The following is a 23,437-nucleotide window of genomic DNA, read 5'->3' on the forward strand; positions in this document are numbered from 1 at the left end:
GTTACGATGGCAGCCAGATCCGGCTGCCCGTCCTGAAAGGCATCAATGACTGTTGTACCCCTGCCGCTTGAGCAGAACCACGCCGGCGACACCCTGGTCCACGGCTCCGACGGCGGGTCCGAGGTGCGGCGTTCAGTGCTGCCAGGGGGAGTGCGGGTACTGACCGAGGCGATGCCGGGACAGCGGTCTGCCACCATCGGCTTCTGGGTGGGCGTCGGATCCCGTGACGAGGCACCCGGCCAGCACGGGTCCACCCACTTCCTTGAACACCTGCTGTTCAAGGGCACCAAGCGCCGCACGGCCTTGGAGATTGCTTCCGCGTTTGACGAGGTGGGCGGCGAATCGAACGCGGCAACGGCCAAGGAAAGCACCTGCTACTTTGCGCGGGTGCTGGACTCGGACCTTCCCATGGCCATCGACGTCATCGCTGACATGATCACCGGCGCCGTGCTGGATCCTGACGAGATGGAGCAGGAACGGGACGTCATCCTGGAAGAAATTGCCATGGACAGTGATGACCCCACTGATGTGGCGCACGAGCACTTCGTCGCCGCGGTCCTCGGCAGCCATCCGCTGGGACGGCCCATCGGCGGCACTCCCGCCGCCATCAAGGCCGTAGCCCGCGATTCCGTGTGGGAGCACTACCGCAGGTACTACAAGCCGGAAGAGCTGGTCATTACCGCCGCCGGCGGCCTGGACCACGACGTCGTATGCGGACTCGTGGTGGATGCCCTCCAGACCGCGGGCTGGTCGCTTAAGCCGGACGCCGCGCCGGTGCAGCGGCGTTCCACCGAACGTGCCCTGATCACGGGAACGGCGGGCCTGCATGTGGTCAAGCGGGCCGTGGAGCAGGCGAACATCATCATGGGCTGCCCCACGATCGTTGCCACCGATGAACGCCGCTACGTCATGAGTGTCCTGAACGCGGTCCTGGGCGGCGGCATGTCCTCGCGGCTGTTCCAGGAAGTCCGTGAGAAGCGCGGGCTGGTTTACTCCACTTACTCCTTTGCCTCGTCCTACGCCGACGCCGGCTACTTTGGGATGTACGCGGGCTGCACGCCGTCCAAGGTCCGGCAGGTGCTGGACCTGCTGGCTGTGGAGCTCGACAAGCTCGCGGAACACGGGATTTCAGACGACGAACTGCGCAAGGCCGTGGGACAACTGGGCGGCGGAATCGTCCTGGCACTGGAGGACACCGGCTCCCGGATGTCCCGGCTGGGCCGCGCCGAACTGGTGTCCGGCGAGTACCAGGACATTGACGAAACACTGCGGCTGATCAAAGCCGTCACCACGGAACAGGTCCAGGAACTTGCCGCCGAACTCGCCGCCGCGCCCCGGACCGTCACCGTGGTTGGCCCGTTCGACGAGACCGAAACCTTCGGCCTGTAGCACCCCGCGCCGCGGAGATGCCGCGGAGACGCTGGCGGCCCGGCTCTGCAGAGTCCATCCTGAGTGGGGAGTGATTCTTCAACAGGGGAAGGCGGAACGGTGAACGGGCCAGGAGCGGAGCACGGACATCCGGCGTTAACGAACCTGCTGGGTCACTGGCAGGGCTTTACACACGTGGCTGCCGGTCCCTGGGGGCCGGAACACCGCGTGAGCGCCCAGGTGTCCTACACGCAGGTTGCCGGGGGTCTCGGCGTGGTGCAGAGCTACCGGCACATTGAACCGGACGGCAGCCACTTCGAAGGCCACGGCATCTTCACGATCGATCCGGTCCACGACGACGTGCTGTGGTACTACGTTGACAGCACCGGCGTGCCGCCCGGCAACGCCGCCCGCTGTACCTGGCGCGACGGCGTCCTCCGTGTTGAACGCCGCAATGCCGGAGGCTGGACGCGCCACTCCATCGAGGTGGCGAACGGTGTCCTGACACACGTCACCGAATTGCGTTCGCCCGGGCGGGACGACGGCGGCGACGCGCCGGAGGCCGGTGTGGACGGCGAGGCTTTGTCCTACAGGCCATTCATGCGCTCGGAATTTCACCGCGCCTGAGGCATGGGCTACGATGCCGCCTCGATAATGCGCGTTTTCGGTGCACCGGCGAGGGCAGGGGCGTTGGCGGGCGAACGCCATACCTGTGTTCGAAGGTTCGTGAGCAGCTGCTCTGCCTGGGCCAGGTCCGCGAAGTCGAGTTCCACAACAATGTATTGCGGTTCGCCCACGGGCCGGCCTATCCGGTGCGCGAGAACCCCTGACGCGGACCGGCCCACCGGATCCCGGTCGAATGCCGCCTTCCACGTGCTGAAATCGGTGATGCTGTGTTCGATCTGCAGGGTGAACATCCCAGTCTCCTTACTCGTCCCGCCAGGTTGGAGGACGCTCCACGCTGCTAAAGCTAGACGGTCCGGGCTGCGGCGGGTATCCCAGAATTCTGGGTGGCAGCGCCTCCGGGTTGCCCGGGATGGCCGGAGCATACTTGGAACATGACCAAGGGCTGGGCTGGAAACCGGAGCCAGGAGCGCATCCGACTCCTGGCAGGCTCGGACCTGGATCACCAAGCTCTCCGGACAGCGATTCTGGCAGAAGTGGCCACCATGGTGCCTTTCGATGCATTCGTTTGGCCGTTGTGTGATCCCGTCACGACGGTAGGGATGGCGCCGAGGGCCAGGATTCCCTGCCCTCAGGAATTGCCCACACTTATCCGCCTCAAGTACCTCTCCGGGGCCGGCCGCTGGACCGAGCTGATGCATTCGCCGGTGCCGGCGGCATCCCTCCTGAAGGCAACGCAGGGAGAGCCCTCCCGCAGCCCGGTGTGGAGTGGCGTGTTGCAACGCTATGGGGTCCGCGATGTACTGTCCGTCGTGTTTGCCGACAAGTATGGGTGCTGGGCCTGGCTCGATTTGTGGCGGACGGGCGATTCGGTCCCCTTCACGGATGAGGAAACTGCGTACCTGGGCGAGCCCGCAGCGGCAGTGACCGCCGGCCTGCGGAGGTCCGTGGCCAGGCAGTTTCGGACTCGACTGGAACCGGAACCTGGCCCGGACCCGGCCGCCGGGACAGGAGCCGGGCAGCCCGGATTGCCGGAGCAGGCTGTCCTCACCCTGGACGACGATCTGGCGATAGCTGGCCGAACGGCGTCCGTGGACGACTGGCTGCAGCTGCTTCAGCCTGGTCCGGTCCCTCACGATCATGTGCCTGCTGAGGTGTTGAACGTTGCTGCCCAGCTGGCGGCAAGGGAAGCACTGGTGGACACCCACGCCGCGGAATGCAGGGTGTACGTCGGGGCGGGCCGCTGGGCCTCCCTGCGGGCCAACCGCATGGAGTCGGGAGTGTCCGGACCCACTCCACCGGTGGCCGTGACGATTCAGGCCAGCACGCCTGCCGCGCGGCTTGACATGTTTGCCCGGGCGTTTGGCCTGACACCCCGGCAGGGGGAACTGCTGTGGCTCACTGCAACAGGGGCCGATACGGCAGCCATGGCGGATGCCCAGGGCGTGACACCGTACACGGTCCAGGACCAATTCAAGCAACTCTTCCAGGCTTGCGGAGTCCACAGCCGGGCGTCACTGCTGGCCATTGCCCTGGGAACGGGGGCCCGGGTCTAGCGGTGGGCCGTCGTCTCCTGGAGCCACGCGTTGACGCACATGCCCCTGGGGAAGTCCTACGACAAGAGCACGTCCCAATTCCCCGCCGGGTCTGGCGGCAGGAAGAACGGCATGGCGTAGAAATCGTCCCACAAAGGATCTGTTGGCGGGAGTTGATCCGGCTCAAGCAAGTTCCCGCCAGGCGGCTCCTCGCTTGGCACCTCCAGCCACTCCGGCATGTCAGCCAGCAACTGGCACCATTGCGGCAGCCCAAACGGCAGATCGCGCCGCAATTCAGGCGGTGGTGGTTCCCGTAGCCCCGCTTCGTCCGCTTTCCGGGGTGTGCCCAACCCTCCCGGTGGGTTCAAGACTGCCGGTGGGTCTGGCGCTGCCGGCGGGTTCAAGACTGCCGCTGCGGATTGCCCGGACACGGTGCTGTTCCTCCGCAGAAGCCCTGGCGGCCAGTGGGTTGGTTGGGGGTCTTGGTGTTCGGGGTTGTAGTGGCGGCCTGTGGGTGAGGTCCAGCCGGGTGGTCCGTTGTTGGTGGCGGGGTCGGGGGTCCAGGTGCGGGCGTGCTTCAAGCGGTGATGTTTTGGGCATAGCTGGGCCAGGTTCCGGACGGCTGTTCTGCCGCCGTGTTCCCAGGCGGTGAGGTGGTCGGTGTGGTTGTCGGGGGTGTGGTTGGTGCAGCCGGGGAAGGTGCATTTCCGGTCCCGCATGCGGATCCATTGTTTGATGGTTTCGGGGAGCCGGTAGCGGGTGCGTCCGATCTCCAGGGGTGCCCCGTCGCGGGGGTCGACCAGGACGCGGTAGAACGACTCCGCCCCGTCCGCGACAAGCCTCCGCGCCATCGACGCCGGGATCGGGCCAAGGCCGTCCAGCACCGCCGGCTCATCGGTGAGGCCGAGCAGGGCGAAGACCGGGACGGTGACCAGGACATCGGCCCGCGGGGTGGGGACCTTGCCAACATCACCAGTGCTCCCTGTGCCGGAAACGCTGCCTGCGCCCGTTCCCGCCGTATCACCTGTAGCCCGTGCAGCCCCACCCACAGCAGCCTCGGCCGTGGCCGTGGTGTTTCCTGCGCCGAGGAGGAGTGATGCTGCGATGTCGGGGCGGAGTTGGGTGAGGGTGCGGGGCTCGTCAGGGCCCTGCAGGCCGCGGGCGGTGGCGGTGGTGCGGTTCCAGATGGCGCAGGCGGTGTCGCCGGGGAGGTAGAGCGAGAGCCAGGCCATGCCGTCACGGTCCGGGGTGTATTCCATCCGCCGGTCCGCCACACCTTTGGCGTGGCGTTTTTCGAGGGTTTCGGGGTGGTGGCGTTCCCGCCAGGCGCGGACCTTGGCGCGGAACCGGGCGGGCACCAGTTCACCGGGCGCGGCGCCGCGGGCGGGGTTGGGGGCGTCGGGGTCGAAGAAGTGCGCCACCAAGGCAGCAGCCCCGTCCGGGGTGAGCCCTTCGGTTTCATCGGCGACAATCCTGGCATGCTGCCACGACACGGCACCGGCTGACAGGGCGCCCAGGAGCGGCGGCAGGGAACACACCCGCCGGGATTGTTCCACCAAAGCGCCTGCGGCCGCGGAACTGATGCTCAGGACACCGGCGATCTCCTCCACCGCGGACATCTCCGAAAACATGCGCTCATCCACCGGGGCGTCGGGGGCAAGCAGTGCCTGCTGGAAACCGACGCACTCCACGGCATCACGAGCTTTGACCGCAGCGAGCTGAGCCTCGACCCGGGAGACTGCCTCCAGCCGTTCCAGCCGGAGCTCATACCGCCGCTGCAGCACATCGACATCAGCGCCAACACCGGTCCCGGCGGCAAGGAAATGATCCTCACGGTCCAGCGCATCGAGGGCAGCAACAGAGGCAGAAACACCCTCCAAAACCACCCCAACACCCGTGCCGATTCCCATGGAAACATCATCCAACGAGGCACCGACATTCAAAGCCACGGCAGCTTTGGCAAGGCCAGGGCGGCTGCTGCCCATTCGCCTGGACGTGCGCGAATACTTACCCGCCGGCGAACGGAGGCAGTACGTCCACCACGTCGTCCGGACCAAGGACTGCCGCCTGGTCCCGTACGGCCACCTCATTGAGCAGGAAGCTGCTGCGGGAAAGAAGCCGGGAAAGGGGCGGGGTCCCGGCAGGGGGTTCAGGGCGGTCCACGGCCAGCACGGCCTCGAGCAGGTCCGCCACGGTGGCGCCCTGGGGAAGGTGGAACTTTTCTTCCTCGAAACCTGCCGCAGCGCGTGCGGCAGCAAAATAACGTACAAGCATCCCGGTCAGCCCCCGATAGCACTCATGCTGCGGTCCGGCTGGACGAAGTCCGGAGCATCCAGTCCCACGTGGTCCATGCCGTGGGCTTTCGGTTTGATCCACATGGCGTCCTGCCACCGCTGCGCCAGATCATCATCGGTGGCGCCCGCCCGCAGCAGGCCCAGCAGGTCGAACTCCTCGCGGGAGAACAGGCAGCTCATGATCTTGCCCTCGGCGGTGATCCTGGTGCGCCGGCAGTCGGAGCAAAACGGCTCGGTGACGGAGGCGATAATTCCCACGGTTCCCAGCACCGGTCCGTCCGCGTCCGCGGAACCTGCCGCCCGCCGTCGTACTTCAAACCGCTCCGCAGGAGCGCCGTCACGTGCGCGGGGATCCGGACTGAGGGCAAAGTCCCGGGACAACAGCCCGCGGATCTCGGCTGCCGTGATCATGTTGCGGCGCGTCCAGCCGTGGTCCGCATCGAGCGGCATCTGCTCGATGAACCGCAGTTCGTACCCGCGCTCCAAGGCCCACGCGAGCAGCTGCGGCGACTCGAGGTCATTGATGCCGCGCATCAGGACGGCGTTCAGTTTCACAGGGCCCAGGCCGGCAGCCCAGGCGGCGTCCACACCCGCCAGGACCTGGTCCAGGAACGGACGCCGGGTCAGCTTGGTGAACGTTTCCTCATGCAGGGAATCCAGCGACACATTGATGCGCGTCAGGCCGGCGTCCTTGAGGGCCGCTGCCTTCTTCGCCAGGCCAACGCCGTTGGTGGTCATGGATATCGGCAGGTCCGGGTGGTTGGCCCGCAGTGCCGAGATGATCTGGACCAGATCGTGCCGCACCAGCGGCTCACCGCCCGTGAGGCGCAGTTCGCGCACTCCCAGCTGCTCCACGCCTACCTTGACGATCCGCACGATCTCCTCGGCGGACATGACGGCCTGCTTTGCCAGCCATTCCAGGCCCTCCGCCGGCATGCAGTAGGTGCAGCGGAGGTTGCACTTGTCCGTCAGGGACAGCCTCATGTCGGTGGCGCGGCGGCCGTAGCGGTCCGCCAGCCCGGCCGGTGCATCCGCTGGCCGGCGCGCGGGAACGCCTGGCAGCGCCGATGCTGCTTCCTCCCGCGGCTGCGGCATGCCTAGCTGGACAGTCATGAAATCAGGCTACGCCACGTTGAGCCACCCATCACACCCGTGACCCCGCTGTGAGACGCGGGGCAGGAATCCCGGCGGCACCGGCGCCGGGGACCACCGGCAAACCTATGCTGGTGTTGTGAGGAGTTCCCAGCGCGGGCATGCGGCGTACGACGGCGGCGCCGGCCTTGGGGAGCGGGCGGACAGTCCCTTCCCACTACCGGCAGTCCCGCGCGCCGGAGGTGGTTGGGCCGCGGCTGCCGGGATAGCCGCGGCAGGCGGCGGTATTGCAGCAGGGGAGTTGGCTGCGGGGGTTCTCAGCCCCTCCCTTTCGCCGTTGACGGCCGTTGGCGGTGCCGTGATCGATGCCGTGCCTCCGGGCGTCAAGGACTGGGCGATCTCTGTCTTCGGCACGGCCGACAAGGCAGCGCTCCTGGTGGGAATGGCGTTGGTCATCGCCGCCCTGGCCGCACTGGCCGGAGCACTCGAGCGCCGCCGCCGGTTCACTGGTGCTGCCGTGATCGGAATCTTTGGACTCGCCGGAGCGGCCGCCGTCCTGACGCGTTCCCAGATGACCCCCCTGTCCCTCGTGCCGCCGCTCCTGGCCGCGGTGGCCGCCGTCGTGCTGTTGCGGTTCCTGCTGCGCAGGCTGCAGGCATGGGATGCCGCGATTGCCGGCCAAGCAGCCTCCCACCAAGCGGCCTCCCACCAAGCGGCCTCCCACCAAGCAGCCGGAGATCATCCCGAGGACAGCCTTCCCGCTGCCCCCGGCGAGGCCACACCGGACTCCGCGGCCACCCCATCGCGCCGCAGCTTCTTCCAGGCCCTGGGCATCACCGCAGCGGCCGCTGCGGCAGGGGGAGTACTGGCGGGAATCTGGCGCGGGGCCACCATGGCTGTCAATGAGGCCAGGGCACGCATCACCCTGCCCGCAGCGGCATCGCCGGCAATACCTGTGCCCCCTGCTGCGGAAGCCGGTGTTGCCGGAATGCCGCCGCTGGTGACCCCGAACCGGGATTTCTACCGGATCGACACCGCGCTGTCCGTCCCGGCGGTCAGCCCGGATACCTGGGTCCTCAAGGTAACCGGCATGGTGGCCCGGGAAGTCCTGCTCTCCTTCGCCGACCTAATGGCGAAGCCCCTCACCGAGCGGCACATCACCATTGCCTGCGTCTCCAACGGAGTGGGCGGCGACCTGATCGGCAACGCCCGCTGGCTCGGCTGGCCGGTCCGGGAACTGCTGGCCCTGGCCGTTCCCCAGCCGGGCGCAGACATGGTCCTCTCCCGCAGTGCCGACGGCTGGACCGCCGGGACGCCCCTGGATGTCCTCACCGACAACCGGGACGCCCTGCTTGCCGTGGGCATGAACGGTGAACCGCTCCCGCTGGAGCACGGCTTCCCGGTCCGGTTGGTGGTTCCCGGCCTCTACGGCTATGTCTCGGCCACCAAATGGGTCACCGAGCTCAAGGTCACCCGGTTCGCCGATGACGCCGGATATTGGACCCCGCGCGGCTGGTCCGCGCGCGGCCCCATCAAGACCTCGTCCCGCATCGACGTCCCCCGCAGCGGCCGCCCGGTCAACGCGGGAAGAGTTGTCTTCGCCGGCGTTGCCTGGGCCCAGCACACCGGCATCCGGAACGTGGAACTGCGGATCAACCGGGGACCGTGGCAGGAAGCGGAACTGGCCACGGGAATCTCCGCCGACACCTGGTACCAGTGGAAGCTGGCCATGGACCTTGCCCCGGGGCAGTACGAGGTCCAGGTCCGGGCCACCAACCTGGCGGGCGAACCCCAGGACGAAACCGCGCGGCCGCCGGCACCGGACGGCGCCTCGGGATTCCACACGGTTAGAGTTGACGTGAAGTCCTGACGGCCCAAACCCTGACGGCCCAAACCCTGACGGCCCAAACCCTGACGGCCCAGACCAAAGGCGTATCCATGACCAGCCACACCCCGCACGCCCTGGCAGACCACACCCCGGAAGGCCACGTCCACCATGCAGCGGAGGGTTCCCGGTCGGTCGCGGGCCATGCCGCCGCAGTCGTGGAACTCCTGCGGCCGCTCCTGTCAATGGACCGGATGGAAACCCTCCCGCTTAGCCAGGCGCTGGGCCGGGCCCTGGTGGACGATGTGGCCGCGCCACTCAGCCTTCCTCCTTTCGCCAATTCCCAGATGGACGGATACGCCGTCCGTTCCGGTGACCTTCCCGACGGCGGCGGGGACCTGCGCATCATGCCCCCGGTTCCGGCCGGGTCAAGCCCGGAGCCGCTCGAACCGGGAACCGCGGCACCCATCATGACCGGTGCCATGATCCCGGCGGGGGCCGACGCCGTCGTACCCATTGAAAAGGCGGTGCCCGATCACTTCCTGGACCCCGGAAACACAGCGGGGGACGGCAGCGGCGCCACCGTGCGGCTGCCCGGCACCGCGCCGGGAACGTTCGTGCGCTTCCCGGGCAGCGACATCGCGGCGGGGGAGCGGGCGCTGGCCTCGGGGACCTGCCTGGGGCCGGCCCAGTTGGGGCTGCTCGCTGCCTTGGGCCTCCCGGAGGTGGCGGTGTACAAGGCGGTGACCGTCCTGCTCGTCACCACGGGCGACGAAGTGGTGGAACCCGGCCTGCCGCTTCCTCCCGGCAAAATCTACGACTCCAACGGAACGCTCCTTGAGGCCGCCATGAAGCAGGCGGGACTCACAGTCCGCCGCACCGGCATCTCCACCGACACGCCGGCGGAACTGCAGGCGCTGCTGCGGACCGAAAGCCCGGGGGCTGACCTGATCGTCACCACCGGCGGGGTCAGCAAGGGAGCCTACGAGGTAGTGCGGCAGGCAATGGCGGACCAGCCGGTCCGCTTCGTGCACGTGGCCATGCAGCCGGGCGGCCCCCAGGGACTGGGAACGTTCGACGGCGTGCCATTCCTTGGGTTTCCCGGCAATCCGGTCAGCTGCCTGGTGTCCTTCGAGATGTTCCTCCGTCCCGCTTTGTCAGCCTTGCTGGGGGCACCGGGCCGGAGGCTGCCGTTGCGCGCCCGCCTTGATCTTGGGGGCCCGGGCCGTCCGCTCACCTCTCCCGGGCACAAGCACCAGGTCCGCCGCGGCAGCCTGCAGCCGGACGGGACCGTGAAGCTGGAGGGCGGCGAGAGTTCGCACCTGATGCACGCACTCGCGGGGTCGAACGTCCTGGTTCATGTCCCTGTGGGTGTAACGGAACTCGCTGACGGCGACGAGGTGGAAGTATGGATGCTGTGAACGCAGAACATACCCCCGCACTGACGCACCTGCGCCAGGACGGCAGCGCCCAGATGGTTGATGTCTCCGCCAAGGCCGAGACCACGCGGGAGGCCACCGCCACCGCCACCGTCCGGACCACCCCCGAGGTGATGCAGCTCCTGGGCTCCGGCGGGCTCCCCAAGGGCGACGCCCTGGCCGTTGCCCGGGTGGCCGGCATCATGGCGGCCAAGAAGACGCCGGACCTGATTCCGCTGTGCCATCCGTTGCCCCTCTCGAAAGTCACCGTTGACTTCGACCTCGGCGCGGCCGCCGTCACCATCAGCTCCACCGTGAAGACCAGGGGCGTCACGGGAGTTGAAATGGAGGCCCTGACGGCTGCCTCCGTGGCAGCCCTCAGCGTTTACGACATGATCAAGGCCGTGGACAAGCATGCCGTCCTGACGGACATCAAGGTGCTGGCCAAGAGCGGCGGCAAGAGCGGAGACTGGGCACTGTGACCGACCCCAACATCCTGGACGTCTCCGAACCCCACCGCCACGGCGACGTGCAGGGGCGGAAGGCCGGCGTCGTTATCGCGTCCACCCGTGCCGCAGCGGGCATCTACGACGACGAAACCGGCCCCGTGATCACCGACTGGCTCACTGAACACGGCTTTGACGTCTTCCCGGCCATGGTGGTTCCCGACGGCGAGCCCGTGGGCGCTGCCATCCGGGCGCTCCTCACCCAGCGTCCCGCCGTCGTCATCACCAGCGGCGGAACCGGCCTCAGCCCGGACGACCGGACACCCGACGTCACCCTGCCCCTGCTGGACCGGGAAATCCCGGGCATCATGGAGGCGATCAGGCGTGCCGGCGCTGTCAAGACTCCGCTGGCGGCCCTGAGCAGGGGCTATGCGGGCGCTGCCGGGCAGACGTTCATTGTGAACCTGCCCGGGTCACCGAAGGGTGTCATGGATGGGCTGAGCGTCCTGGACCCGGTGATCGGACATCTTTGCGACCAGTTGGAAGGCGGACATGGGCACTGAAGCAGCATTCGAGGTAGTGCGGGCAGTCCTGAGCGCGGAGCCCATCTCCGTGGACCAGGCGATTGCCGCGGTGGAAAGCGACACTGCGGGTGCGGTGGTCAGCTTCAGCGGTGTAGTGCGCAACCACGACGGCGGCAAGGCCGTCGAGCGCCTCAGCTACAGTGCGCACCCTACGGCGCACCAGGTGATGGCCGACGTCGTCGCGCGCCTGGTTGCCGAGCAGGACGCCGAGGCCGGTGACGCGGCCGGGGAGACCCCCGCGGGAAAGGCAGCCCAACCCGTCAGGATCTGGGCCGCACACCGGATCGGGATGCTGGAGATCGGGGACCCGGCGCTGGTGTGCGCGGTATCCGCCGCGCACCGCGGACAGGCGTTTGCCGTCTGCTCCGAGCTGGTGGACCGGATCAAGGACCAGGTGCCCATCTGGAAGGAACAGTTCTTTTCGGACGGCACTGTGGAATGGGTCGGCGCCGGCAGCTGATGCCGCGCCGGGGCACGCCGGGCCGCGCCTCCACGCTGCCCGGGCCGGCCGGCGTTGCTCCGCCAAATTGCGAGGTAACGCACGCCGTCCGGTTCCTGCCCCAACCTGTCCCGCCGGTAGGGTTAATCCCATGACCGAACAACACCCCGCCCCCAAACTGGTGGCCGTCCTTGGCGCCAGTGGACGCATGGGCGCCGAGGCCGTTAAGGCCATTGATGCCGCGCCCGACCTGAAGCTCGTCGCAGCCCTGGGACGGGGTGACTCGCTGGAGCAGCTGACGGCCTCCGGTGCCCAGTACCTGGTGGACCTCACAGTCCCAGAAAGCACCGAAGCCAACGTCCGCTTCGCCGTCGAGCATGGGATCCACGCCGTGGTGGGCACCACCGGCTGGGACGCGGGACGCCTGTCCGCGCTGGATTCCCTTTTGGCGGAGCACCCGGAAACGGGCGTACTCATCGCGCCCAACTTTGCCTTGGGCTCTGTGCTGGCTTCGGCGTTCGCCGCGAAGGCGTCAAAGTACTTCGAGTCCGTGGAAATCATCGAGCTCCACCATCCGGACAAGGTGGACGCCCCTTCCGGCACCGCCGTCCGCACCGCAGAGCTCATCGCCGCTGAACGCAAGGCTGCCCAGGTGCCGCCCAGCCCGGATGCCACCACTTCAGAACGCGCGGGTGCACGCGGCTGCGACGTGGACGGCGTCCGCGTCCACAGCGTCCGGCTCCGTGGCCTCGTGGCCCACCAGGAAGTCCTGCTGGGCGGTCCCGGCGAGCAGCTGACCTTCCGCCACGATTCCTTCGACCGCGCGTCGTTCATGCCCGGCGTGCTTCTGGGCGTGCGCAACGTCGCTGCCCACCCCGGGCTGACCGTGGGCCTGGACGGTTACCTGGACCTGGGACTCTAGGCCGTGAACGGGTTCGCAGCCGGTTTCCTTAAGAACCGCACCAAGATCTGGGTGGGAGCGGTGACGCTGCTGCTGGTCTTCTACCTGGTGGTGTCCTTCCAGCGCTCGCTCCTGCTCCTTGCAGACAGCAACCTCACCGCCAAGGCCATCGGGGCCGCCTACCTGGTGCTGCCCATTGTTGGCGCGTGGGCCTTGATCCGCGAACTGATGTTTGGCGCCCGCACCGAGCAGATGGCCAAGGTCCTGGAAGCCGAAGGCGGGCTGCCGGTGGACGAGCTTCCCCGCACGCCCGGTGGCCGGATTGTCCGCGCCGCAGCCGACGCGGAGTTCGAAAAGTACCGGGCCGAAGCCGAGGCCGCTCCTGATGACTGGCGTTCCTGGTTCCGGCTCAGCTGTGCCTATGACGCCGCCGGGGACCGCAAACGCGCGCGGGCTTCCATGCGCGACGCTGTGAAGCTCTTCACCACGGCATCCTAGCCCCTGCTGCCGCAGGGGTTCAGGACAGGGCCTTGAAGCCGCCGCGCCCCACCAGGCTTGCAGTATGGCCCACCCATTCCAGGGGGCCGCGCCACGACATCCGCGCAAACACGATGCCCACGGCGATGGCAGCCGCGGCATGGGCAAAGTACATTCCGTCCTCGGTCCAGCCGGCGGGCAGCGGTTTGAGGTAGAAGCTGGAGACCACCCAGACATGGACGGTGTACAGCGTCAGCGTCATGGCGCCGGGTCCCCGCAGCGGCAGCAGCAGGTCCAGGTCCACCCATTCGGCCAGCCGCCCCAGAAGCAGGCAGGCACCGATGACGGCCGCCGCAACTGCCGAGGTATGCAGCAAATCGAGCGGCGTACCCGAATGCGGTGCGGCCGATGCCAGCCACCACCATGAACCTTCCTGGGGGAGTCCGGCCAGGTTCACCTGGAGTACGCTGCCCAGCGGGTAGCCCGGTGAGTTGAGGACCTTCTCCAGCGCTGCGCGGCCGCCCCAGTCCTCCATGGCCGCGACACCCAGGCTCTTGGCCGCCACGGCCACTACCGTTCCGCCCACCAGCAGCAGCGCGGGGACCAGCGCCTTGGTCAGCACCAGGCGGCCGATGGCCAGCCCCACCAGCAGGTAGGACAGCCACTGCAGCACCGGGTAGTAGCCCGTGAGGAACAGGTCCGCGAGCAGCCGGGACGGCGTTCCGAGGTCCCCCCATGCCGGGTTGTGGCCCAGCCTCAATGGCGGCTCCGGGGCAAGGAGCCAGGGCCGCAGCAGGTAGGCCAGCACCGGGGAGCCCAGGATCCAGCCGGCGGCCCACGCACACAGGCGCTTCACGCCCAGCCCCAGGAAGGGCAGGACGCACAGGAACAGCACGGCGTAGTGGACCAGGATGATGGCCACGTTCACGTCCAGGCCGCCGAGGGTCAGTCCGACGGCGGCAATCACCAGTGCGCGCAGCCCCACCCCGCGGCGGGCCGCGGAGAGTTCGGCGCCCTCCAAGGGCCTGTTTTTTCCCGTGGACAGGGCAAGCCCGACACCCGCCAGCACTGCGAAGAGGGCGGCGGCCCGTCCCGAGAACGTGAGGCCGATCCAAGTTGGTGTGAGGCTTGAGTTCGATTCGAACGTCGGCAGCAGGTGAGTGGCCATCATGCCCAGCAAAGCCAGGCCACGGGCCGCATCGATGCCCCTAAGACGCCCCGGTTGTTGACGGTCTGCGGTCTTCCGGGGCCGGGTGGCCGGGGTGCGGGACGTCATGACCAGATCGTCTCACATGCGTCCGTGGGCTGGCTGCCGCAGGGGGAGACGCGGAGGTGTGGGCTCTTGTATTCGAATATATGTTCGAATAGCATTGGGGCCATGGAGATGCCATCGTTGGGAGCCGCTTCCCCGCAGGGATTTAAGCCTGCTCCGCAGGGATTTGAGCCTGCCCCGCAGGAAAGCCGGGGTTCAGGAGTGCTGAAGGCGATGAGCCCGGGCGTGGTGGACTACCTGTTCCGCCAACTTGTCTCCGGGCGTCCGGCCGAGGACGTCCAGTGGGAACGGGAAGGCATCAGCCTGTCCGCCCAGCCGGAAGGAGCGGAGCTGGCCCGCCGACTCGCGGAAACAGACATCGACGCCCTGACGCCCACGGAGCTGTTCCACTACGTTCGGGCGGCGCAGCGGCTCGCCACTTGGGCTGAGGACCTCCGGCAGGCCGCCGTCGGCCGCTATTGCCACGCCGGAGCAGATACTCCGAAGTCCGGGCGTAGCCGTATTTGACGCTTGTCACGCCCGTGGCATTGTCATAACCAGCCAGGGACAGGGTAACGTTTTTTCCATGGCTGACTCTTCCGCGCATATCCCTGCCCTCGGTACCCTCCTGACCGCCATGGTCACGCCGTTCACCAAGGACGGCGCAGTGGACTACGACCAGGCGGCAGCGCTGGCCAGCAAGCTTGTCGACGACGGCTGTGACGGCCTGGTGGTCACCGGCACCACCGGTGAAACCTCCACGCTGACTGACGAAGAGAACCTCGGCATGTTCCGCGCCGTGAAGGAGGCCGTCGGCGGCCGGGCGGCCATCATCGCCGGCACCGGCACCAACGACACCGCGCACTCGGTCCACCTTTCCCAGCAGGCTGCTGCCCTCGGCGTCGACGGCCTCCTCCTGGTGACTCCTTACTACAACAAGCCCAGCCAGGCTGGTGTCCGCGCCCACTTCGAGACCATCGCCTCGGCCGTGGACGTACCCGTCATGCTGTACGACATTCCCGGCCGGTCCTCCATCGCCATCGAGCCAGACACCATGATCCGGCTGGCGCAGCACCCCAACATCGTGGCCGTCAAGGACGCCAAGGCCGACTTCATGGCAGCCACCCGTGTCATGGCGGAAACGGACCTCCTGTTCTACTCGGGCGACGACGGACTGACCCTTCCCTGGATGGCGCTGGGCGCCGTCGGCCTGGTGGGCGTTACCACCCACGTCGCCACCCGCCGCTTCCGCGAACTCATCGACGCCATCAACGCCAACGACCTCGGCACCGCGCGCAAGATCAACTTCGAGCTGCAGCCGGTGGTACGCGCCACCATGACCCGGGTCCAGGGCGCCGTGGCGGCCAAACAGATTCTTAAATGGCAGGGAGTCCTGCCCAACTCGATCGTCCGTTTGCCCCTCGTGGAGCCGGACGAAACCGAGATCGAAACCATCCGCGGGGATTTGGCGGAAGCGGGGCTGGTCTTCTCCTGAGGCTAAGACCGGCACCCTTCCGCCTGGAAAGTAGTGCACTATGACCCAAACTGCCCTTACCGGCCTTGTCACCCCTCCGCGCCTGCCCCAGGGCACGCTCAGGATCGTTCCGCTTGGCGGACTCGGGGAGATCGGCCGGAATATGGCCGTGTTCGAAATCGACGGCAAGCTGCTGATCGTGGACTGCGGCGTCCTCTTTCCCGAGGAAACCCAGCCCGGCGTTGACCTGATCCTGCCGGATTTCTCCTACATCGAAGACCGGCTGGACGACGTCGTGGCCGTGATCCTCACGCACGGCCACGAGGACCACATCGGCGCCGTGCCGTACCTGCTGCGCCTGCGCAACGACATTCCCCTGGTGGGATCTCAGCTGACCCTCGCGCTGATCGAGGCGAAGCTGCAGGAGCACCGCATCCGGCCCTACACGCTGACAGTGGAAGAGGGTCAGGTTGAGAAGTTCGGGCCGTTCGAATGCGAGTTCGTGGCTGTGAACCACTCCATTCCGGATGCCCTGGCGGTGTTCATCCGCACGGCGGGCGGCACTGTCCTGCATACCGGCGACTTCAAGATGGACCAGCTGCCGCTGGACGGACGCATCACTGACCTCCGGCACTTCGCCAAACTGGGTGAAGAAGGCGTGGACCTCTTCATGTCCGACTCCACCAACGCCGACGTCCCCGGATTCACCACGGCCGAGAAGGAAATCGGCCCCACGCTGGAGCGGCTTTTCGGCCAGGCCACCAAGCGCATCATCGTGGCCTCCTTCTCCTCCCACGTCCACCGCGTGCAGCAGGTGCTGGATGCAGCGGCCAAGCACAACCGCAAGGTGGCCTTCGTGGGCCGCTCCATGGTCCGCAATATGGCCATCGCCGAAAAGCTGGGCTACCTTGACGTCCCCGCCGGACTGATCGTGGACATCAAGAACATCGACAACCTTCCGGACAACCGCGTGGTGCTCATGTCTACCGGCTCCCAGGGCGAGCCCATGGCGGCCCTGTCCCGGATGGCCAACGGCGACCACCGCGTGGTGGTGGGGGACGGCGACACCGTCATCCTGGCCTCCAGCCTCATCCCGGGCAACGAGAACGCGGTGTTCCGCATCATCAACGGCCTCCTGAAGCTCGGCGCCGACGTGATCCACAAGGGCAACGCCAAGGTCCACGTCTCCGGCCACGCCGCCGCCGGCGAGCTGCTCTACTGCTACAACATCCTTGAGCCGCTGAACGCCATGCCCGTGCACGGCGAAACCCGGCACCTGATCGCCAACGGCAAGATCGCCATCGAATCCGGCGTCCCGGATGCCAGCGTGATCCTTGCTGACAACGGCACGGTCATCGACCTCCGCGACCACCAGGCAGACATCGTCGGCCAGGTCGAGGTGGGCTTCGTCTACGTGGACGGCTCCAGCGTGGGCGAGATCACCGACGCCGACCTCAAGGACCGCCGCATCCTGGGCGATGAAGGCTTCATCTCCATCATCACCGTTGTCCACCGCGCCACCGGCAAGGTGGTGTCCGGACCCGAGATCCACGCCCGCGGCGTTGCCGAGGACGATTCGGTCTTCGACGACATCATCCCCAAGATCAACGCAGCCCTGGAGGAAGCGGTCCAGAACCACGCCGACCACACCAGCCACCAGCTCCAGCAGGTGGTACGCCGCGTCGTGGGAACCTGGGTCAACCGCAAGCTGCGCCGCAAGCCCATGATCATTCCCGTGGTGCTCGAGGCCTGACACCAGGCTGGCGTCGCGCTGGTGCACACCCGGAAGGGCCCGGTTCTTCATGGACCGGGCCCTTCGGCGCATCCGGACGGTCCCCGGGCGCGTCCGGGCAGGTCCGCACCTGGCGCCCGGCGGGTGGCCCGGCGGCCCCGATATCCCCGGAATCACAGCATGCTTCCGGTACCGTGGCTATTATGGCCACACGTACTACTTCCGCGCCCAAAGGTACCGGCAGGGGGAGCTCCGGCAGCAAAGCGGGCAGTTCCACAGGCCGCGGAACCGGCTCCACCGCCAGCAGGACAGGGCGCGGCGGCTCAACCAGCACTGCACGCACCCGCCAGCTTCCCGCCGTCGAGCACCACCAGCCCTGGCTGCTGCGCGTGGTGGGCGGAGCGTGGCTTGGAGTGGGCCACCTGGTGGGCGGGGGAGTGCGCCGCATCGGCCACGACGTCAGCGACCTCCCCACGGAGGAACGCCGCGACGGTGCCGCCCTCTTCAACCTGGCCCTTGGTATTTTCATCGCCACCTTCGCATGGTGGGGACTGACGGGCTGGTTCCCGGACGCCGTCTACGCCGTGGTGAACGGCACCTTCGGCTGGATCTCCCTGCTGCTCCCGCTCATGCTGTTCGTGTGCGCCTTCCGGCTGTTCCGCCGGCCCTCGGACGGCCGGGGCAATAACCGGGTGGGCATCGGTTTCCTGATCATGACCTTCGCCGGGTGCGGGTTGGCTCATATCCTCGGCGGCCAGCCCACCGTGGCCGACGGCTTCGACGGCCTCCGCAAAGCCGGCGGGATGCTCGGCTTCCTGGCCGCCACGCCGCTGGCCGCCATCCATCCGGCTGTGCCTGTAGCCCTGTATGCCCTGCTGGCCTTTGTGTCGGTACTGATCATCACCGCCACCCCGTTCACGGCGATCCCGCGCCGCATCCGCGGCGCCTATGAACACCTCATGGGCATCGACCTGATGGACCAGGAACACCAGGACACCCACGACCGCAGCTACCTCGAACGCACGGCTGCCGCTGCGCCCAAGAAGAAGAAGCGGAAGCTTTTCGGCAAGGACCAGGAGTCCGACGCCGGCCTTGAGGGCTACGTGGGCGACGAAGCCTTCGAGCACGCCGTCATTGACGACGACGAGCCCGAACCCGAGCGGCCCGCGCCCGGAGTGCGGCGCCCCACCCAGGCGGAGATCGCCGTCGAAAAGATCAAGGCAGCCCAGGGATTGGGTGCCGGTGCCCAGGCACCTCCGGCGGAAAACGCCACCGAGGCCATCCCCCTGGTCATCCCCGGTGCCGCCGCTCCCGCCAAAGCCGCCGCCGCGCCCACCGTGCCCTCCAACCCGGTGGCCCCCGCGCCGCCGCCCGTTCCCATCCCGCAGCGGACCGAACAGCTCTCGCTCGCCGGGGACGTCACGTACACCCTCCCTGCCTCGGACTACCTGACACCCGGCTCGATCCCGAAGGAGCGCACCGAAGCCAATGACGCCGTCGTCGCTGCCCTGACGGATACCCTGCAGCAGTTCAACGTCGACGCCACCGTCACCGGCTTCAGCCGTGGTCCCACCGTCACCCGGTACGAAATCGAACTTGCTCCCGGAACCAAGGTTGAGCGCGTCACCGCGCTGTCCAAGAACATCTCCTACGCTGTGGCCTCCAGCGACGTGCGCATCCTGAGCCCCATCCCCGGCAAGTCCGCCATCGGCATCGAAATCCCCAACACCGACCGCGAAACCGTGTCACTGGGCGACGTGCTGCGCAGCCAGAATGCGCGGCGCACCGACCACCCCATGGTCATGGGTGTGGGCAAGGACGTGGAGGGCGGCTACGTGGTGGCCAACCTGGCCAAGATGCCGCACCTCCTGGTGGCAGGGGCCACCGGCGCCGGTAAGTCGTCCTTCGTGAACTCCATGATCACCTCCATCCTGATGCGGGCCACCCCTGACGAGGTGCGCATGGTCATGGTGGACCCCAAGCGCGTGGAGCTGACGGCCTACGAGGGCGTCCCGCACCTGATCACGCCCATTATCACCAACCCCAAAAAAGCCGCCGAGGCGCTGCAGTGGGTGGTCCGCGAAATGGACGCCCGCTACGACGACCTCGCAAATTACGGCTTCAAGCACATCGACGATTTCAACAAGGCGGTGCGGGCCGGAAAGGTTCAGCCGCCGGTGGACTCCAAGCGCGTCATCAGGCCCTACCCGTATCTGCTGGTGATCGTCGACGAGCTTGCCGACCTGATGATGGTGGCACCACGCGACGTGGAGGACTCGATCGTCCGCATCACCCAGCTTGCCCGTGCCGCCGGCATCCACCTGGTGCTGGCCACCCAGAGGCCGTCCGTGGACGTTGTCACCGGCCTCATCAAGGCCAACGTGCCCTCGCGCATGGCCTTCGCCACGTCCTCCGTCACCGACTCCCGCGTGGTCCTGGACCAGCCCGGCGCCGAGAAGCTCATTGGCCAGGGTGACGCGCTCTTCCTGCCCATGGGCGCCTCCAAGGCCATGCGCGTCCAGGGCGCCTGGGTTACCGAGTCGGAGATCCACAAGGTGGTGGAACACGTCAAGGGGCAACTGCAGGCTTCCTACCGTGACGACGTTGCTGCCGAAGCGCCCAAGAAGCAGATCGACGACGACATCGGGGATGACCTCGAGGTCCTGCTGCAGGCGACGGAGCTGGTGGTCACCACGCAGTTCGGCTCCACCTCCATGCTGCAGCGCAAGCTCCGCGTCGGGTTCGCCAAGGCCGGACGGCTCATGGACCTGCTCGAATCCCGCGGCGTCGTGGGACCATCCGAGGGCTCCAAGGCGCGCGATGTGCTGGTCAAACCTGATGACCTCGCCGCCGTCCTGGCCGCCATGAAGGGCCAGGAGGCGCCGGCCGGCCCCGATTCCCAGACCGCTGCCCTCAGCGACAATGCCAACGCCAACATCGCCCAGGGCGGCTACGCCGAAGACCTGGTGGCGGCGGACCTGGACCAGCGGAAGCAGAACGTCGAATATTACGACGGCTCGGATTCCGCCCCCGGCGGGTACGGCGATGACGACGACGGCTCCGAAGACGCATGGTCCCTCACCGGGCGCTAGGCCGGTAGCCTAGGAACGTGACTAGCACCGATGCAACCGCCGCCGGCCAGGGCCGTGCCGGGGTCTGGAACCTTCCCAACGTCCTGACCATGATCCGCATCGCGCTGGTCCCGTTTTTTGTGTGGTTCCTCGTGGCGGACGCGCCCGGCCTGCACAGTGTTTCCGGACCATGGCGCTGGGCGGCAGTGGCGGCCTTCGCCGTCGCCATCTACACGGACAAGCTCGACGGCGACATCGCCAGGAGCCGGAACCTGGTCACGGACTTCGGCAAGATCGCGGACCCCATCGCAGACAAGCTCCTGATCGGCTCCGCGCTGGTGATGCTCTCCTTGCTGGGTGAGCTGCCCTGGTGGGCCACGCTGGTGATCCTGGTGCGGGAATGGGGCATCACCGCCCTGCGCTTCTTCGTGATCCGGTACGGGGTCATTCCCGCCTCGCGGGGCGGCAAGCTCAAGACCGTGGTGCAGACCGCCGCGATCTTCCTCTACCTTCTGCCGTTCGGGGCATTCGCGCCCTGGATGTCCTGGGTTGCGTTTGCCGTCATGATGGCTGCCGTGGCGATCACGCTGTGGACCGGCGTCGAATACGTCATCGAGGCCCTGCGACTGCGCGCGAAGGGGAAACGGCAGGCAGGGTCTGTCACAGGGCAGGGCACAGTGACGGGGCAGGACACAGCCAGCGGGCAGGAATCAGCGACGGGCCAGGACCAGGCATGAGCAACCTCCACCGTTTGGCCGGGCAGGCCGTCCAGCAGGCGCTCGAGTCCGGGCAGACCGTCGCCACCGCCGAGTCGTTGACGGCGGGGATGGTGTCCGCTGTCCTTGCCGACACTCCCGGGGCCTCCGGCATGCTGCAGGGCGGTGTGGTCGCCTACCAGAACTCAGTGAAGGACGCGGTGCTGCACGTTCCTGCCGACCTCCTGGCCCGTGCCGGCTCCGTGGACCCCGACGTTGCCCGTGCCATGGCAGCCGGGGCACGCACGGTCCTGGGCGCCGACGTCGGGATTTCCACAACGGGGGTGGCAGGTCCCGATGCCCATGACGGCAAGCCCGTGGGGCGCGTCTACATTGGAATTGCCACAGCGGCCGGAACGGCGGCTTTCGAATACTCCTTCACCGGCAGCAGGCCCGACATCAGGGCCGCAGCCTGCGCCGCCGCCCTGGAACGGCTCCTCGAGGCACTGCCCGCCTGACGCCTGCCGGACCCCAAGTTACCGGGCGTAAAGTTGCCGGGAACAAAAGCCGGTACCGATTAGTTATTACATTGTGTCGCTTCCGGATAGTGGAGGCGCCTAGGATGAAATGACCACGACGGTTCGCCCCACGGTGAACCTGACCAATGAGGGAGCAAGGCGATACAGATGGTAAAGCAGCCCGTATCCGTAAACGGCGTTGTCCGCTGGAAGGATGTGGGCCTCGCCGAACAGGCTAAGAGCGAACAGAAGGAGCGCAAGATGGTAGTACTTCGTCACGAAATCGGTGATGTGCTGCGCGATGTCCGCCAGCGTCAGGGACGCACGCTCCGTGAAGTTTCGCACAGCGCCCGCGTCTCCCTGGGGTATCTCAGCGAAGTGGAGCGCGGCCAGAAGGAAGCCTCGTCAGAGCTTCTGTCCTCAATCTGCTCGGCACTGGATGTTCCGTTGTCAAGCATGCTCCGTGAAGTCAGCGACCGTGTGGCAGTAGCCGAAGGCGTCGCAGTTCCGGACACAGTTCCGCAGGAATTCTCCCAGCGTTACGGCCGTGACCTCGAGCGCGACCTCAACACTGAACTGAACGACGAACTCTCCACGGGCCTTCTCTCCGGCGCCCGGTAAAGCCAGCCCCACCGCAGGTGGGCCTTGGAACGCAGGAAGCCCCCGGCCGCGCCGGGGGCTTCCTGCGTTGGCGCCCAATTGATGTGCCCGGCTGGTGGTACTCCTGCCGGCTGTTCGTCGCTGCGGGCTATTCCTCTTCTGCGGGGGAGCCGCCTCCGCCTTCCCTGGGGAATCCGTCACGCTCGTAGGTGGAGTTCAGCTTGGCCATGTAGCGGGCCAGCTCCTGCAGGTCCTGCACGGGCCACTCGCGCAGCCGTTCCTGGAAAACCTGGCGCCTGGCGTCCTGGACCTGGTGCATCTTCTCTTCGCCCTTGGGCGTCAGCCGGATGGACTGTGCCCGGCGGTCCAGGGGATCGGCTTCCTTGGATACCAGTCCGAGGCTCTCCAGGAAGGCAATCTGCCGGCTGACCGACGGCTTGCCCACCCCGATGTTCATGGCAAGTTCGGTCAGGCGGATGGGCCCTTCCCGGCGGATAACCGTTAACAGCCCGTACGCGGCAGGCTCCATGTCAGGGTGGACTTCGCGCGAGAGCTGGTTGGAGATGGCCCTGGCCCGCCGCCAGAAGAGGCTGATCTGGTGTTCAACATTCTGCAGCGCGGTATCGGCGGCATCAGCGCCTGCGTCCGGCGGCGGCGGGAGATCCGGGGAGTTGCTCATGGCAACAATTCTAGGGTCCGCAATCATGAGAGGATTTACCGATGCGAATCAGCGAGTACTGGCGTCTGATGGATGACGAGTTCGGTGCGGGGTACTCCCGCGTGCTGAGCAGTACCCTGGTCCTGACCGGCGTCGGCGGGCGCACTGCGGACCAGGCGCTGGCTGCAGGCATCGAACCGCGCAAAGTCTGGCTGGCAGTCTGCGATGTCCAGGACGTCCCGGCCGAACGGCGGCTGGGCCGGGACATCGCCCCTCGCCGCGACTAGCAGCCTAACAACGGCTTCCCGGGTGGGTCCTTCGTGAGCCTGCCGCAGCCGAAGCGCCCTTGGACGGACACGCCGCAGGACCGGCACTCTTCGAATACCTGTTCGGATAACGCTATGCTTTTTCTATTGGGCTTATCCACATAGCCG

General features: G+C 67.3%; 24 protein-coding genes. 18 read left to right on the forward strand and 6 right to left on the reverse strand.

The genetic code is table 11. From position 1 onward, the window contains the following. Positions 1–45: 45 nt before the first annotated feature. Both LDO14_RS07560 and LDO14_RS07565 read left to right on the forward strand, forming a co-directional pair. A complete protein-coding gene (locus LDO14_RS07560; protein WP_018772253.1) occupies positions 46–1,389 on the forward strand; it encodes a pitrilysin family protein in 1,344 nt (447 codons plus the stop codon). 99 nt (positions 1,390–1,488) lie between these two features. Beyond that, positions 1,489–1,995, forward strand: coding sequence for a DUF1579 family protein (locus LDO14_RS07565; protein WP_223994639.1), 507 nt, complete (start codon positions 1,489–1,491; stop codon positions 1,993–1,995). 8 nt (positions 1,996–2,003) lie between these two features. On the opposite strand, the gene LDO14_RS07570 is transcribed toward LDO14_RS07565, so the two are convergent. Then, entirely contained in the window at positions 2,004–2,285 is a 282-nt protein-coding gene (locus LDO14_RS07570) for a hypothetical protein (RefSeq protein ID WP_018772255.1), read from the reverse strand. A 345-nt stretch (positions 2,286–2,630) separates the two neighbouring features. Here LDO14_RS07570 and LDO14_RS07575 point away from each other — a divergent pair, with 345 nt between their 5' ends. Next, positions 2,631–3,548 (forward strand): LuxR family transcriptional regulator, encoded by a 918-nt coding sequence (locus LDO14_RS07575; protein WP_223994641.1) that lies wholly within the window; start codon positions 2,631–2,633, stop codon positions 3,546–3,548. A 56-nt stretch (positions 3,549–3,604) separates the two neighbouring features. Here the strand turns inward: LDO14_RS07575 and LDO14_RS07580 are convergent, their stop codons facing one another. The 3 genes from LDO14_RS07580 to moaA form a co-directional block, all read right to left on the reverse strand. Continuing rightward, positions 3,605–5,437 carry an HNH endonuclease signature motif containing protein gene (locus tag LDO14_RS07580; RefSeq protein WP_223994643.1) on the reverse strand — a complete coding sequence of 611 codons (1,833 nt, stop codon included), beginning with the start codon at positions 5,435–5,437 and terminating at the stop codon, positions 3,605–3,607. A 97-nt stretch (positions 5,438–5,534) separates the two neighbouring features. Beyond that, a complete protein-coding gene (locus LDO14_RS07585; RefSeq protein ID WP_056390936.1) occupies positions 5,535–5,801 on the reverse strand; it encodes a MoaD/ThiS family protein in 267 nt (88 codons plus the stop codon). A gap of 5 nt (positions 5,802–5,806) precedes the next feature. Further along, positions 5,807–6,934, reverse strand: a complete 1,128-nt coding sequence (gene moaA, locus LDO14_RS07590) for a GTP 3',8-cyclase MoaA (RefSeq protein ID WP_026266125.1) — start codon at positions 6,932–6,934, stop codon at positions 5,807–5,809. A 265-nt stretch (positions 6,935–7,199) separates the two neighbouring features. Between moaA and LDO14_RS07595 the strand changes: the two genes are divergently transcribed. The 7 genes from LDO14_RS07595 (at position 7,200) to LDO14_RS07625 (ending at position 13,024) form a co-directional block, all read left to right on the forward strand. Then, positions 7,200–8,783, forward strand: coding sequence for a molybdopterin-dependent oxidoreductase (locus tag LDO14_RS07595; protein ID WP_186447792.1), 1,584 nt, complete (start codon positions 7,200–7,202; stop codon positions 8,781–8,783). Positions 8,784–8,851: 68 nt separating this feature from the next. Next, complete coding sequence (gene glp / locus LDO14_RS07600; protein WP_018771610.1) at positions 8,852–10,159, forward strand: gephyrin-like molybdotransferase Glp; 1,308 nt, start codon at positions 8,852–8,854, stop codon at positions 10,157–10,159. Next, a complete protein-coding gene (gene moaC / locus LDO14_RS07605; protein WP_026266123.1) occupies positions 10,147–10,638 on the forward strand; it encodes a cyclic pyranopterin monophosphate synthase MoaC in 492 nt (163 codons plus the stop codon). The genes glp and moaC overlap by 13 nt, the downstream gene beginning before the upstream one ends. Continuing rightward, the gene (locus LDO14_RS07610) at positions 10,635–11,165 is read left to right on the forward strand and encodes a MogA/MoaB family molybdenum cofactor biosynthesis protein (RefSeq protein ID WP_223994645.1); all 531 of its coding nucleotides are present in this window, start codon (positions 10,635–10,637) and stop codon (positions 11,163–11,165) included. The genes moaC and LDO14_RS07610 overlap by 4 nt, the downstream gene beginning before the upstream one ends. Beyond that, positions 11,155–11,646 (forward strand): molybdenum cofactor biosynthesis protein MoaE, encoded by a 492-nt coding sequence (locus LDO14_RS07615; protein ID WP_018771607.1) that lies wholly within the window; start codon positions 11,155–11,157, stop codon positions 11,644–11,646. Before LDO14_RS07610 ends, LDO14_RS07615 begins: the two co-directional genes overlap by 11 nt. A 130-nt stretch (positions 11,647–11,776) precedes the next feature. After that, positions 11,777–12,547 carry a 4-hydroxy-tetrahydrodipicolinate reductase gene (gene dapB, locus LDO14_RS07620; RefSeq protein ID WP_223994647.1) on the forward strand — a complete coding sequence of 257 codons (771 nt, stop codon included), beginning with the start codon at positions 11,777–11,779 and terminating at the stop codon, positions 12,545–12,547. A gap of 3 nt (positions 12,548–12,550) precedes the next feature. After that, the gene (locus LDO14_RS07625; protein ID WP_018771605.1) at positions 12,551–13,024 is read left to right on the forward strand and encodes a hypothetical protein; all 474 of its coding nucleotides are present in this window, start codon (positions 12,551–12,553) and stop codon (positions 13,022–13,024) included. 19 nt (positions 13,025–13,043) lie between these two features. Here LDO14_RS07625 and LDO14_RS07630 read toward each other — a convergent pair whose 3' ends face one another. Beyond that, positions 13,044–14,279 (reverse strand): heparan-alpha-glucosaminide N-acetyltransferase domain-containing protein, encoded by a 1,236-nt coding sequence (locus LDO14_RS07630; RefSeq protein WP_223994649.1) that lies wholly within the window; start codon positions 14,277–14,279, stop codon positions 13,044–13,046. A gap of 102 nt (positions 14,280–14,381) precedes the next feature. Here LDO14_RS07630 and LDO14_RS07635 point away from each other — a divergent pair, with 102 nt between their 5' ends. From LDO14_RS07635 to LDO14_RS07665, 7 genes are all read left to right on the forward strand, one after another. Beyond that, complete coding sequence (locus LDO14_RS07635) at positions 14,382–14,783, forward strand: hypothetical protein (RefSeq protein WP_223994651.1); 402 nt, start codon at positions 14,382–14,384, stop codon at positions 14,781–14,783. 58 nt (positions 14,784–14,841) lie between these two features. Continuing rightward, the gene (dapA, locus tag LDO14_RS07640; protein ID WP_018771602.1) at positions 14,842–15,750 is read left to right on the forward strand and encodes a 4-hydroxy-tetrahydrodipicolinate synthase; all 909 of its coding nucleotides are present in this window, start codon (positions 14,842–14,844) and stop codon (positions 15,748–15,750) included. A 40-nt stretch (positions 15,751–15,790) separates the two neighbouring features. Beyond that, the gene (locus LDO14_RS07645; RefSeq protein WP_018771601.1) at positions 15,791–17,482 is read left to right on the forward strand and encodes a ribonuclease J; all 1,692 of its coding nucleotides are present in this window, start codon (positions 15,791–15,793) and stop codon (positions 17,480–17,482) included. A gap of 182 nt (positions 17,483–17,664) precedes the next feature. Then, the gene (locus tag LDO14_RS07650) at positions 17,665–20,553 is read left to right on the forward strand and encodes a DNA translocase FtsK (RefSeq protein ID WP_223994653.1); all 2,889 of its coding nucleotides are present in this window, start codon (positions 17,665–17,667) and stop codon (positions 20,551–20,553) included. Between the two features lie 17 nt (positions 20,554–20,570). Then, complete coding sequence (gene pgsA / locus LDO14_RS07655) at positions 20,571–21,269, forward strand: CDP-diacylglycerol--glycerol-3-phosphate 3-phosphatidyltransferase (protein ID WP_223994654.1); 699 nt, start codon at positions 20,571–20,573, stop codon at positions 21,267–21,269. Further along, complete coding sequence (locus LDO14_RS07660) at positions 21,266–21,745, forward strand: CinA family protein (protein ID WP_018771598.1); 480 nt, start codon at positions 21,266–21,268, stop codon at positions 21,743–21,745. The genes pgsA and LDO14_RS07660 overlap by 4 nt, the downstream gene beginning before the upstream one ends. 168 nt (positions 21,746–21,913) lie before the next feature. Then, positions 21,914–22,366: a helix-turn-helix transcriptional regulator gene (locus tag LDO14_RS07665; RefSeq protein WP_018771597.1), complete on the forward strand. Its 453-nt coding sequence runs from the start codon at positions 21,914–21,916 to the stop codon at positions 22,364–22,366. 127 nt (positions 22,367–22,493) lie between these two features. On the opposite strand, the gene LDO14_RS07670 is transcribed toward LDO14_RS07665, so the two are convergent. Next, a complete protein-coding gene (locus LDO14_RS07670) occupies positions 22,494–23,024 on the reverse strand; it encodes a MarR family transcriptional regulator (RefSeq protein WP_018771596.1) in 531 nt (176 codons plus the stop codon). Between the two features lie 41 nt (positions 23,025–23,065). Between LDO14_RS07670 and LDO14_RS07675 the strand changes: the two genes are divergently transcribed. Then, positions 23,066–23,290 (forward strand): DUF3046 domain-containing protein, encoded by a 225-nt coding sequence (locus tag LDO14_RS07675; protein WP_018771595.1) that lies wholly within the window; start codon positions 23,066–23,068, stop codon positions 23,288–23,290. Positions 23,291–23,437: the final 147 nt, after the last annotated feature.

It is taken from the genome of Arthrobacter sp. NicSoilB11, from assembly GCF_019977375.1.
Classification (GTDB): Bacteria; Actinomycetota; Actinomycetes; order Actinomycetales; family Micrococcaceae; genus Arthrobacter.